The sequence below is a fragment of the Methylocaldum szegediense genome, from assembly GCF_949769195.1.
Taxonomy (GTDB): Bacteria; Pseudomonadota; Gammaproteobacteria; order Methylococcales; family Methylococcaceae; genus Methylocaldum; species Methylocaldum szegediense.
Map to the genome: position 1 here is coordinate 1,402,634 of NZ_OX458333.1, position 12,545 is coordinate 1,415,178.

The window sequence follows — 12,545 nt, forward strand, 5'->3', positions numbered from 1 at the left end:
TTCGGGTTAGGCTAATGAGCCCATGACGTAGCAGATGTGCCGCTTATGAATCAGGTAAGGTTTTCTCAGCTGACCCCGGTCGGGTTTCTTCAAACCTTCGTCATCGAATTGATGAATCTGTGCGAGGAAGCGGGCACCGCCCAGGCAGAGCAGATCATCGAGCGGATCGCCCACAGCGCCGGCCGCTTTTTCGAGGAGACATTCCGCGCCGAGTACGGCCTCGACCAAGCGCTCGACCGCGAACGCTACGCCGATTTGATCATCGGGCTCAAAAACAGGATCGGAGGCCGTTTTTCTTTGGTTTCGAGCGATGCGGAGTGCATTCGGGTGGCGAGCACGTGCTGTCCGTTCGGCGAGGGCGTGACGAACTCCCCGGAGTTGTGTCGGATGACGTCTAGCGTGTTCGGTGCCATCGCGGCACGCAACTTCGGCTACGCCAAGGTGGTTCTGGAACGCCGTATCGCGCTCGGCGATGCCGGCTGTCAGGTCGGGATTTATCTGAGTCCCGAGACGGCCGCCGGATTGCCGGGGGTCGAATATCGCAGGCGACAGGAGTCTACGTCCGATCCAAAACGCGACAACGACCTGCAAGCACGCATCGAAGAACGCCTGCACCGCATCTGGCGCCAAATGAGCGCCCGTTGTAAAACGTTCGACGCCAGCGAGCGACCGGCCATCGTGGCGCAGTCGCCGGCCATGCAGAACGTGTTGCGGGCGATCGAAACCGTGGCGCCGACGCCGGCCACGGTGTTGATCCGGGGTGAGACCGGGGTCGGCAAAGAATTGGTCGCACGAGCCATTCATGCCATGAGCGAGCGCAGTGAAAAGCCGTTTATCGCTGTGAACTGCGGGGCGATTCCCGAGGGGCTGGTGGAAAGCGTGCTGTTCGGTCACGAGAAGGGGGCATTTACCGGCGCCATCGAGGTTCATCGCGGCTACTTCGAGCGGGCCGATGGCGGGACCTTGTTCCTGGACGAGATCGACTCGCTTACGCCGAACATTCAGACCAAACTGCTCCGGGTCTTGCAGGAAGGGGAGCTGGAGCGGGTGGGAGGCCATCGTACTTTACACGTCGACACCCGGATCGTCGCCGCCACCAACTGCGATCTGGAAAAGGCGGTGGCCGACGGACATTTCCGCAAAGACCTGTACTATCGTATCAACGTCGTGAAATTGGCAATCCCGCCTCTGTCCGAACGGCCGGATGACATTCCTCATCTGGTCGACCTGATCTTGAAGCGGCTGGCCGCGCGCTATCGGAAGCCGATTCACGGGGTAACGGCGGACCTCATGGCGAGGCTGCGGGCGTACTCCTGGCCCGGCAACGTTCGGGAGCTGGAAAACGTCCTGGAGCGTGCGGTACTGTTCACAAAAGGTCCGGTCATCGAGGATGCCGAACTCGGCGCGCATCGCGGCTGCGTCCTGGACAGCGGTTGGAAGGCGGTCCGCAAGCAGGTGTTGGACCGCGCGGAACGAGAGTACCTGGAGCAGGCTCTAACCCGGTCTCAGGGAGACGTTAACCGTGTCGCGGAATGGATGGAGCTGACACCGAGGGCGGTATATCTGAAGCTAAGCGAACTCGGCATCGATCCCGCGACGTTTCGCCAGCAAAAGTCCAAGTCTGCAAGAACAGCTAAGTAGCGAGTTTCTCGCTGAATCCGGTCGATAACGCGAATCCCATAACCCTATCCGAGGGAGTCCGATCATGAGCGTATCCTATCCCTGGCATCTCGAAGGCAGTTACTTCGAGGCGTGCAACTGTGAAACGGCCTGTCCATGCGTGTGGTTCAATCCGCCTAGCGAAGGAAACTGTAAGCTGCTCGTCGCCTGGCACATCGAGCGCGGACATTCGGAAGGCCTGACGCTCGACGGACTCAACGCCGTTCTGGCGTGTTACGCGCCGGGACACATGCAGGAGGGCAACTGGCAAGCGGCGCTTTACCTCGACGAGCGGGCGAACGCCGAGCAGTCGGATGCTTTGGTCCGCATTTTTTCCGGGCAGGCCGGCGGACATCCCGCGGTACTCGCCGGATTCGTCGGCCAGATGCTGGGCGTGAAGCACGCCCCGATAACTTATGAGGCGAACGGTAAGGAGCGGCGTCTGTTGATAGCCGATCTTGCGGAAATGAAGGTCCACGCCATTGACGGTATCGCAGGCGGCGAGGCCACGATCAACAACCCGCCGTTGTGCGTGGTGCCCTCCCATCCGTCCGTAGTGGCGAAATCGGAGGTTTACCGCTTCCGGGACTATGGTTTCGAGTGGGAATTTTCCGGACGGAACGCCTATTTCTCGCCCTTCGTCTATCATCCCTGATTGATGGGTCTTCCGGCGAGACTCTCGAGGAGCGCGATCCAGGGGCTGTTGATTGCCGCAGGACTCGGCGCCGCTACGATCGCCGCTTGGTGGGCACTGTATCGCCAGCAATCGGTAATGGACGCTCTACCCATGGACCGCATGTGGATGCCCCCGACCGGCACTTGGCGTTGGTCTCTAACCGATTTCGCACTGACCGCGTCGATGTGGTGGATCATGATGCTGGCCATGATGCTTCCGGTAGTGACGCCGATGGCTTTGCTGATCGCAAGGACCGACCGTGGACGAAGCTCCGAAGCGCGCATCAGGCTGCCGGCGTTTCTGCTGGGCTACCTCGTGCTGTGGTTGGGATTCGGGCTTGTCGCCACCTTGCTCCAGTGGCAGTTTCACCGGTTCGAGTGGCTGACGCCGATGATGAATAGCCGGGTTTCCGCAGTGTCCGCAGCGATTTTGATAGCAGCCGGCTGTTATCAGTTCACGCCTTGGAAAATCGCTTGCCTGAATCACTGCCGTGCACCTTTGGGCTTTCTGCTTGCCCACGGAAGGCCGGGCTGGGTCGGCGGGTTGCACTTGGGGTTGCATCACGGATTTTATTGCATCGGCTGCTGCTGGGCCGAAATGCTAGTGATGTTCGCTGTCGGGGTGATGAACGTGTTATGGATGGCGCTGATTACGCTCGCGATTTTGTCCGAGCGTTATCTTCCCGGAGCGCACGCAAAAATCCGGAAAGCGATAGGGGTCGGGCTAATCGCATGGGGCGGAACCATAGCCCTGATCTGAGCCAGCAGGTGAAGTTTCAGATTGTTTCACGTTACGCCGCCATGTTTCATATCCGTTTCAACTGAAACGCCAATTACGTAGCGGGACAGGGTTTGTGCCACTGTGCCGGGCTTTGACGGGACTGGCCGGCGTGGCATGGATATTGCTTGTACGCCGACGGAGTATGTCGCAGGGTCTGTTTCCTCGGCAACGGCAGTGAGCCGCATCTCCCACCCCGATTGATCGACAGGGGATCAGTCCCTAGGACACCACCTCGGCAGACCGTTCACCCCGAGTTGAATCGAAGGGCTTGTCTTTTGCCTGTCAAAGCGTCCCGGAACGTGTCGGGATGGGCTCTGAGCACCAGCGTTTTCCCCCGAGGCCAGGGATGGCTTTTTTCACGAGACCGGATCACGTATGGGAAGTGTCGCACCGTGGCCGGCGATTCAAGAACATTCGGAAATTCGATAAGACGGAAAAGACTCATTTTGTGGCCAAGGTGCCTTACGTTCTCGGGCTCATTGCTACCCGTTCTATCGATGAGCAGGCAGGTAAAAGGTCTCAACGATCTCCGTGCGGAAAGCGTGGAGCGCATCCGAAGCGGCAAGATCGATTACGCCGGTTGCAGAAGATACGGGCAGGGGATAGGAGTTCTGCATGTCGCCGAGTTTGGCTATGGCCTTTACTGAAGAAATATACCGACGATCCGGCGCGCTCCCCAGACGAATTAACTCAATAGGCGGGTGAGGGGATATTAAGGTTCCATGACGGTTCCTGCGGATAAATTAACCCGGAGACGCCAATTGGGTCAGCTTCCGGTAATCGATGGCCAGTTTCAATCCTACGAAGCGGCTGGACATTCTGATCAAGTCATCCGTAACCGGATTGAAATAAAGCTTGGCCACGGCGACCCGTCTTTTCTCGTAGTCTTGGCCAACCTCAACCGGAGCGGCTTCGGCTTCGAAACGATAGGTGTAAACCTTCATGCCGTCCTTCGTCGATTCTTCGGCGGGAGGCCCCAAGACCTCCAAGATTCTTTTCCGGTTCGGAGGGGCCGCCGCTAACTTGGGTAAGTCACCCGCGGCGACTTTTAATTGGCGACGGCCCTCGTCTACCTTCCCTTTGCCGAGGGATCTTATCGAGGCCTCGAGAAATGTTGCGGGCGCTAGTTCCAAGAAAACCGGAGAAAAGTCCCAACCGGACAGCTTGTTTTCCTGGTTGAATGTCATTCGAAAAATGATTGTTCGACCCGGGCGGTCACCGGTATCCATTTGCCGGAAGTCGACGGACCATCTGTACCCCGCAGGCAATTTTTCGATCCGGCTAGGATGAAGTTTGGTCAGATAGCGGAAGTCCTCGCTCAGCAATACTGGATTCAGAAAATCAAGATGAAAGTATCCCTCATCAATGCTGACGCGTACGTTCCGATCGAAGTCGGCCAGCTGGTTCTTCGCCTCCAGTAGCCGTAACCAGACACATCCGCTAAGGGCAAAAAGAAGAACGGCCAAAATTGGCACATTGAAAAGAATTTTCGTAAATCTCATGGGTGGGCGCATTTTGGTTACCGCTGTCATCGCCGATCACCGCGCTCGTTAGCGCCGCGACCGGAAAAGACCCTCTGCACTTTATTAGTTTGGCAGACCTAGGAATTATCGGGTGGGTTAGGATAACCGATTGTTGCGCCCATATGGATCGCAGGCCGCCGCTCGTGTTCCGATGCGGGCCATAGCTCCGGGTAGCCTAGCGGCGAAAATCACGCTGCGGGCACGCCCGTCCGAAAAGGAGCGGGGATATTCCATGGACGGCTTTCGGGGTTCTACTTTCGATTCTACCGTCGATCGTTCGCGTCCTTTGCCTGCTGGATGTGGTCTGCCCTCAGTCCGTCGAAGGGCTTTGGGACGTCCTTGTGGTTAATTTTTGTGTGAGAAAGGAAGTATTAATGGGCTTGAAGACCGTGGAAGCAATCTTTATAATTTCGACTTCTTTGGGCCGTTAGCTCAGTCGGTAGAGCATTGCACTTTTAATGCAGTGGTCGCTGGTTCGAATCCAGCACGGCCCATCAGTCTTTTCAATTATCCAGGCCGGTTTTTACGGCTTTTCTTTTGTGGTCAATTTACCTAGCTGGGTAAATTATATGACCACTCGTAGTATCGCCACATTCAAAATCTTTCCATCGCGTTCACCAATTCCTTGATTTCGGTGTAAATTGCGAGCCGGATCAAGGTCTCCTCAAGATTGTCGTATCCATGCCGATACGAGCCGGCCCGGACTCGACGGGTGTTTGTTTTCGAAATCCCGGATGCTTGAATCCCGGCGCGAACGGGACAGCCGGGTAAAGTGGAAAGTTCCAGTAAGCTGGATAAACCGGTTCGGGCGCCGAGGTATAGGTGACGACAGGGCGCTGTGATCTCGCTTGTCGGGCCGCGGCGCGCAACTCGATGTCGCGGAGGTAATGTTCGCGCCATTGAGCCATGCTTTGCTCATAGGCTTCCCGGTTGCGCCGCGCCCGGAGCAAGGCTTCAGGATCGGCAGGCTCGTCGCGAATAGCTACGGAGGCGCAACCTTTGGATGGTTGATCCGTGTACGTTGTTCGGCCGCCGATTTCGCATCGGAAAACGTCCGCCTGAGCCGTAAACGACAAGGCCATGAGAACTGCACTGAGCTTAAGCATGGCATGCTTGCATTTCATCTGTTGTTCCTTGTACCAACCACCTCCGGTTCGTAGTCGCTAATTTACCACCAACAGCTTGTCCGCGGCGATTGCCAATGGACTTGTCGCGTTTCACCAGAGAATTTTGGTCGATGGATCGGTGTCCGTTCAGTCGTTTCGTTACTCGGTTGAGCTACACCGCAGCGCTAGATCTGGAGTTGCTGGCTGCCTCAACATCGGGAGGCGTTCGTTGACGGCAAGCCAGAGGGATTTTTCGGGCGCATTACCACTTACCGGTTTTCGCGGATCTTTCTAGGCGCCACCGCTTCTGTTTCCGCTGCTATCTCGGCGGTTGCGCTTCCCGATACTGATGCTCCCTATTCACCGCTCAGGTTTGGCTGTGTTTAGCCGCGGGCAGAAACCTTGCTTCCTCACGACTTCAATGTCGATATTGGGCATCGTGGACTGTCTCGATCCGATGGATCAAGTTTCAACCTGCGATCTATATCGATTTGCGTTCGGTGGCGTCATATGGCGCACCGCGAGCGGTGGATTTATCCGCCGAGACCGCTTAATGTCGCGTCAAGATATCCGACCGACTCTTTTGCTCGTGCGGTTGCCTTCTCGACATCACCTGCTTGGCCTTGGCTGATAGCGTCTTCCAAGCTTTGGGCTGCCTTGTCCAGATCCGGAAGAGACTTCCTCTTCTGAGCCGCTCTGATGTGGTCCAAGCCCGTCTGAGCATGTTGTACGAGCGCCGTCGCATCGCTCTTTTCGCCTTCCGCAACAGCCATTGTTACGTGGTGACGTGCTTCTTGGATGTGTTTGACGTACTCCGCCTCGATTTGAGCAAAGCCTAAGCCGGCCCAAGCCAAGATGATCGTAAGGAATACAGCAATAGCAATTCGGTTCATCCTTCACCTCATCATCTCAAATTTCCAACTTGATATTAATTTCGACATACGAAAGACAATCTAGCTTCACTGTTTCCCGCGGAATCTTTACAGATATGACGAAAGACCGGGCCGCCACGGCCGACTGAGTAAAAACCGCCCGTCAACGCGAAGGGGAGTTATGCTTTCCTGGCACCAAGGTCTTTAAGGTATTCGGTTTCTAAGGTTTTGTTTCGCCGTTCATTTCGGTGTCAATGAGCTGTTTTTCTGGATGATACCCCGAGGGACAACCTGGCCACGGTCACTATGCGCCATCGCGTGTAAGCTAACGCGTTTCGAGGTATCGAGGGACTGGTATTCAAGGACAAGGTACGGGACTAAACGCGATAAAATCGCCATTTCGATTCATCCCTGATACGTAACATTTGCGCATTACTTTCCAGCCCGTTGTGGGTAGACTGGATATTCGCTAATCTCATAGCGCCGTTACCGTGACGGAGATTTACATTATGGCCTCGACAAAATGTCCTCACTGCAGTGCTGAGATTCTCGATCAAGCCGATACCTGTTCCAACTGCGGCCAGCCTGCGAAAACAACCCCAATACACACCTTGAGCGGCAAGCTCCAAGCAATAGGTATCGTTATCATTGCGATCAGCGTGGTTGCAATGACCGCTGGTACCTGGTGGGGGGCTGCCTTACTGTTTCCAGGCGCGGCATTTTTTGTCGTCGGACGGGTCACGTAAGTCACCAAATTTCGACGCTCCCCCGCCCCACGGCCATCGCGACGGCGTCAACGAATCGCCTCGACGAATTGAACTAAGCGTTGCGGCTTACATCGCTTGGTAATTACGAAGGCTGGGTGTTGGTATGACTATCGTCTACAGGACGAGAGGAGCGTTTTGGGCTGAAGGACTGTAGAACGCCGATGCGGCTCCCGCTAGTGAACATTGAAAAACGTTGACGGCGACATGTATCTTGACAAGCGCCGGCCGGGTTCGGTCGCACGTTACGCTATATTAAGAAGATTCAAGCCCATCACTCGACACCGGCTTCTTCCGCTATAGCCTGACAGGCATCGGCGCAGCTTCGGCAGGTTTGCGCACATGCCTGCATATGCGGATCGTTTTCGAATTGCTCACAGCTATCGCCGCATTGCTCGCACGTTTCCGTGCAGACTTCACAGGTCAAGGTGTAAAGATCCGAGCCGCGGAGCATGAAATTCGCACTGGTTTGACAAATTTCGGCGCAATCCAGGAGAAGCCGAATATGGTCGGGCTCAGCGTGCGGCCCTCCTTTTTCCAGACAGTGCATGACCGTCTCCAAGCATATCGAATGGCAATCTAGGCATTGCTCGATACACGACTGCAACTGGCCTGTTGAAGAGGTTTGTTGGTTCAACATATTGGCACCTCCCAAACTTCAAGTTGACGGCATAGTTAAAAATAGCATGATGCTGAGAGATTGACTTTTGAATAGGTAGGAGTACGCAAGCCGCTACGTTTTTTCGTGGCTCGAAGTCGATCTCAGACACGGTATATGATATGAAGAGTTTTCGTAAAGCCTGAACTAGCGATTTTTTGCGAACTCTAAATGACAACAACGCCTTTCTGCCATTTGCGGCATGAAATACAGGAATATGTCGCTTAGCCTCTCAAAAGCGACATTTTCATAGCCGGAAAATCAATAAGGTAGGAGGTGTTTAATCCGAATATGATAGGAGATGTGTCATGGTTCAGACGTTCGCGAAAGTATTCGGCATTGTATATCTGATAATTGGCATTCTCGGGTTCATTCCGGGCCTAGTGCAGCCTATGGCCGGTGGTCCTGGGTTAGCTGTAGAAGCTGGCTACGGTAGATTACTCGGAATGTTTCCCGTTAATTTGATTCATAACTTGATCCATATCGCTGTCGGCGTTTGGGGTATTTTCGCTGCTCGGAGTATCCCGAGAGCCGTGACTTTTGCCCGGGCCAATGCAGTGTTGTTCGCGGTGTTGTTCCTGCTAGGGATCATTCCGGCGACAAACACACTGTTCGGATTGGCTCCGTTGTTCGGGCTTGATATTTGGTTGCATCTATTGAGCGCAGCAGTCGCCGGGTATTTTGGGTTTGCCGCGGCAGCACGCGTGCACGCCTGGCATACCTGAGCATATCGCGATTTTTAGGTAAGTCGTCATCGATCGAATGGCCGCGAATTTCGCGGCCATTCACTTTGTGGAAAAGGGCTCGGCTCAGTCCTTTGGACTGGGTTGCTCAAACCAAGACCACAGGGCAGGGGACAGTCTCCGAGATCGCTTTGTTGAACCCACCATTTTGGCGCTTTACCACCAGCAAGCGGCAACCCGTATGCCGCATCGAACGTAATAAGTTCGATGCGTCGAAAGGGTAAACAGAAACGAAACGCACGGCTCCGCTAGGAGCGCAACATTCCAATGCCTGCCGTCTCAATGCTTCGGCCTCGCGATCGGTCGCCGCCGGAAGGGCAACACATAGGCCAGTGGATTCCAGAAGGGCCAGATCGACCGCCATTCGCAAGGCTCGCTCGCTTTCCGCCGAACCGTCGAATACGACCCAAAGGGGGTAGTGAGCGGCTCTCTTGGCGGCGTGGCTCTTATGAGGCTCAGTTCGCCTGGAGAGGAAAACGACATCGACTTGCTCTATCTCCGACATCACCGCCGAAACAAAATGTCCACGTAGGGTTCGGAAGCTGGTGTCGATATGCAGACGTTCATTCAGCTGGTAAAGCGTTTTCTGGATTTGTTCGGTACTGGTACGGAGCGTCCGCATCATGCGTGGCAAATCGATTTTGCGCTCTGCCGCGCTAAATCGATCGATCTCCATGGCAAAGGGAAGTCCAGCAAGATGGATGAGGTTCGTCTCCTCCACATAATACGCGACCAGCCGAGCGCGCTTTCGCGCTGCTAGATGCGCCGCCAGTTCGAGGACGTCGATGTCGTGGCGAAGCACGTTCAAAGCAACGACGACACGCTCGCTCATAGGGGTATCCTCAGTCATGATTTCGATTATCTCCGGCTTTTTCTTGGCTCCTGAACTCCCTTTGGAGGTCGGTCCACTCCTGGAGGCGTCTCTCGATACGGCCATTGATGCTGTCAATCGGGAACTTGCCTGTCTCGTCGCGTTCCCCGGCCGGCATACCCATGAGCAGTTCCAGGGCTTGATCTACCGTGTCGACGGCGTAGATATGAAACTTACCGGCTTTCGCGGCTTCGACCACATCCTGACGAAGCATGAGGTGTTTGACATTCGCTGACGGTATGATAACCCCATGCTGCCCGTTTAGACCGATCGCGGCGCAGACATCGAAAAAGCCTTCTATCTTTTCGTTGACCCCGCCGATAGGCTGGACCTGTCCGTGCTGATTGACTGAACCGGTTATCGCGAGAGATTGACGGATAGGCAGGTCGGCCAGTGACGATAAAATTGCGCTGAGCTCCGCTACTGATGCGCTGTCACCTTCGATCGGCCCGTACGACTGCTCGAACACCAGGCTGGCGCTCACTGAAAACGGCCGGGTCTTGGCATACCGCTGCGCCAGGAAACCCGACAAAATCATGACGCCCTTACTGTGAATGGCTCCTCCAAGTTCGCTTTCGCGCTCGATATCCAAAATTTTACCGTTACCCAGCCGAGTCGTGGCGGTGATGCGGGAAGGCTGACCGAACGTGAAATCACCCAAACCGATAACAGATAGGCCGTTGATCTGGCCGACTACCGCTCCGTCAGTATCGATGAAAATCGTTCCCCGCCGGATGTTTTCATACACGCGCTCGCGGATCCGATCCACTCTGCGAATCTGATGGTCGATGGCTGCCTGGATATCGTCCCGTGTGATGATATTGCGCGGCACTTGCGCCGCCCAGTGATCCGCCTCCTTGAGAAGGTCGTCCAGGCTGCGCAGATGGGTCGATAATTTCTCCGAATCGCCCACCAAACGCGCGGCATGTTCCACCACTCGGATAACGGCTTCCTTGTCGAGCGGGCGTAACTGGTTCTTGCGAGCCAAGCTGGCAATGAGCCGAGCGTACATCGCATAACCATCCGCATCTCGGTCGATCATTTCTTCGAAATCCGCCGACACTTTGAAGAGCTCGCGAAATTCCGGATCATAAATACTAAGCAGGTAATAGAGGAGGCGATCCCCGATCAAAATAACCTTGATGTCCAGAGGAATCGGTTCCGGCTCGAGGCTCGCAGTGCTGATTACGCTCAGCGCACGCTCCAAGGATTCGATACGGATTTCGCCCGCTTCGAGGACGCGTTTCAGACTGTCCCAGGCAAAAGGCTGCATGAGTACTTTGCGAGCATCCAGGATCAAATACCCGCCGTTGGCAATATGCAGAGCACCGGGCTTGATCATCGTGAAATCGGTGACCAGAGCCCCCATATAGGCTTGGTATTCGACGCGACCGACCAGGTTGTTGTGGCTCGGCAAGCTTTCGAAGATGACCGGAGCGCATTTGCGTTCGCCATTGTCGACCAGCAGATTGACCTTGTAGCGCATGAAAGGACTTGGCCTCGGTGCGATTTGCCCCATCAACGATGCAATGCCACCGTCCTGTTTGGGGAAAAAATCTTCCGCGTGATCGATGATTTCTCTTCGTGCCTCATCCAAATACTGAACGACTCCCGGAATCGCGGCATAACGGGTTTTTAGCTCGTCGACCAAATGGTTGACGGCAAACTCGGCAATCTCCCGATTCAACGTTTTCAGCTTTTCTTTGGCCTCCTTGCGCCATACGGGAAATTGCTTCAACACCTTTTGCAACTGTTGGCGTAAAGCCGTTACGGCCTCCTGAATCTGTTCCTGCTGACGCTCGGAAAGCTTTTGAAATTGCTCCGGACCGAGCACCTCGCCTTTCTCGTCCACCGGAGCAAAGGCAAAACCAGTAGGTGTTTCTATGAGCGCGATGCCTTGCTGCAGGGATTTCCGGCGTAACTCATTGATCGCGTTGATCTCGCGTTCCTTCGCTTCTTCCTCGATCTCTTCCGCGCGACTACGGTATTCTTCCCCCTCGAATGCCGCCGGAATAACGGTGCTTAGTTCCTCGATGAGCTGTTCTATGTCTCGGGCGAAACGACGTCCGTAGCCCGCAGGCAATCTCAAGGCTCTCGGCTTTGAGCTCTCGGCGAAATTATTCACGTAGCACCAATCGTCAGGTACCGGCCGATTTTCAGCTTCACGACCGACGATTTCCTTGACCGCCGCCAGCTTTCCGATCCCGCTTGGACCTAGAGCAAATATGTTGTATCCCTTTCGACCGATGGAAATGCCGAACTGAATAGCATCCAGCGCTCGTTCCTGGCCTATTACGACCCCGATATCGGCCAACTCGTCGGTAGTCGAGAAATCGAATTCCCGTGGATCGCAGGCTTTGTAGAGAACACTCGCTGGAAGAGGCTGTCGGTGGTTGCCCATAGAATTACTCAACTCTTCAAAAAGGTGGTTAAAACAGGTTGGATCTTTCCCACAACGGCAGCGGATCTCTTCTCGCGGGTCCGCGGACGTTGAAATTTCGTGATGAGCTGTCTTGTCAGCTCATCTCCGAAAGCCAAAGTTCTCGAACGAAGGTCAGCATCAGCATAGGACTCGAAAATAATTAAGACCGAGTAACGTCGATGAATTCTCGTTTCTCGGCAAGCTAAGAAAAGCTCTGCAAGTTGATTCTGCCGCTCACCACAAATCCTATTCATATGCTGGCGCTCGACTGAGCCTGTCGAGCGATTCGCTCAGAGCGCCACTATATGCCGTGGAATGCCTGCAGACCACGGCGCGTCACTCGTTAGAGGTGGCCTACGCGTAGGACCATCGCATCAAATCGGCCGTTGCATCCTTATGCTCCAGTTATGACGAATATACTCCATTCACGCTTTTTGTTTGGGTTGAAAAGCAGTTAAGCGGTATTGATGA

12 protein-coding genes and 1 tRNA gene are annotated in these 12,545 nt (G+C 54.9%); 7 read left to right on the forward strand and 6 right to left on the reverse strand.

What is annotated here, in order from left to right; all coding sequences use genetic code 11:
• Window positions 1–45 precede the first annotated feature (45 nt).
• The 4 genes from QEN43_RS05895 to QEN43_RS05910 all read left to right on the forward strand — a co-directional run bounded on the left by QEN43_RS05895 (window position 46) and on the right by QEN43_RS05910 (window position 3,762).
• On the forward strand, window positions 46–1,641 hold the full coding sequence (locus QEN43_RS05895; RefSeq protein ID WP_317963828.1) for a sigma 54-interacting transcriptional regulator: 1,596 nt from the start codon (window positions 46–48) through the stop codon (window positions 1,639–1,641).
• A 64-nt stretch (window positions 1,642–1,705) separates the two neighbouring features.
• Window positions 1,706–2,314: a DUF1326 domain-containing protein gene (locus QEN43_RS05900; protein WP_026610879.1), complete on the forward strand. Its 609-nt coding sequence runs from the start codon at window positions 1,706–1,708 to the stop codon at window positions 2,312–2,314.
• A gap of 3 nt (window positions 2,315–2,317) precedes the next feature.
• Window positions 2,318–3,094, forward strand: a complete 777-nt coding sequence (locus tag QEN43_RS05905) for a DUF2182 domain-containing protein (protein WP_317963829.1) — start codon at window positions 2,318–2,320, stop codon at window positions 3,092–3,094.
• 518 nt (window positions 3,095–3,612) lie between these two features.
• The gene (locus tag QEN43_RS05910; protein ID WP_156912820.1) at window positions 3,613–3,762 is read left to right on the forward strand and encodes a hypothetical protein; all 150 of its coding nucleotides are present in this window, start codon (window positions 3,613–3,615) and stop codon (window positions 3,760–3,762) included.
• A gap of 96 nt (window positions 3,763–3,858) precedes the next feature.
• Here the strand turns inward: QEN43_RS05910 and QEN43_RS05915 are convergent, their stop codons facing one another.
• Entirely contained in the window at window positions 3,859–4,617 is a 759-nt protein-coding gene (locus QEN43_RS05915) for a hypothetical protein (RefSeq protein ID WP_156912819.1), read from the reverse strand.
• Between the two features lie 442 nt (window positions 4,618–5,059).
• Between QEN43_RS05915 and QEN43_RS05920 the strand changes: the two genes are divergently transcribed.
• Window positions 5,060–5,132: transfer RNA gene (locus QEN43_RS05920), tRNA-Lys, on the forward strand.
• Window positions 5,133–5,291: 159 nt separating this feature from the next.
• Here QEN43_RS05920 and QEN43_RS05925 read toward each other — a convergent pair.
• Both QEN43_RS05925 and smbP read right to left on the reverse strand, forming a co-directional pair.
• On the reverse strand, window positions 5,292–5,762 hold the full coding sequence (locus QEN43_RS05925; RefSeq protein WP_026610877.1) for a hypothetical protein: 471 nt from the start codon (window positions 5,760–5,762) through the stop codon (window positions 5,292–5,294).
• A gap of 515 nt (window positions 5,763–6,277) precedes the next feature.
• Complete coding sequence (gene smbP / locus QEN43_RS05930; RefSeq protein ID WP_026610876.1) at window positions 6,278–6,637, reverse strand: small metal-binding protein SmbP; 360 nt, start codon at window positions 6,635–6,637, stop codon at window positions 6,278–6,280.
• Between the two features lie 488 nt (window positions 6,638–7,125).
• Here smbP and QEN43_RS05935 point away from each other — a divergent pair, with 488 nt between their 5' ends.
• A complete protein-coding gene (locus QEN43_RS05935) occupies window positions 7,126–7,362 on the forward strand; it encodes a zinc ribbon domain-containing protein (protein ID WP_026610875.1) in 237 nt (78 codons plus the stop codon).
• 292 nt (window positions 7,363–7,654) lie between these two features.
• Here the strand turns inward: QEN43_RS05935 and QEN43_RS05940 are convergent, their stop codons facing one another.
• Complete coding sequence (locus QEN43_RS05940) at window positions 7,655–7,930, reverse strand: four-helix bundle copper-binding protein (protein WP_317963830.1); 276 nt, start codon at window positions 7,928–7,930, stop codon at window positions 7,655–7,657.
• A 416-nt stretch (window positions 7,931–8,346) separates the two neighbouring features.
• Here QEN43_RS05940 and QEN43_RS05945 point away from each other — a divergent pair, with 416 nt between their 5' ends.
• Window positions 8,347–8,763: a DUF4383 domain-containing protein gene (locus QEN43_RS05945; RefSeq protein WP_026610873.1), complete on the forward strand. Its 417-nt coding sequence runs from the start codon at window positions 8,347–8,349 to the stop codon at window positions 8,761–8,763.
• 106 nt (window positions 8,764–8,869) lie between these two features.
• Here the strand turns inward: QEN43_RS05945 and QEN43_RS05950 are convergent, their stop codons facing one another.
• On the reverse strand, window positions 8,870–9,613 hold the full coding sequence (locus QEN43_RS05950) for an adenine nucleotide alpha hydrolase family protein (protein ID WP_026610872.1): 744 nt from the start codon (window positions 9,611–9,613) through the stop codon (window positions 8,870–8,872).
• A 10-nt stretch (window positions 9,614–9,623) separates the two neighbouring features.
• Entirely contained in the window at window positions 9,624–12,053 is a 2,430-nt protein-coding gene (locus QEN43_RS05955) for a Lon protease family protein (protein WP_036269036.1), read from the reverse strand.
• Window positions 12,054–12,545 lie beyond the last annotated feature (492 nt).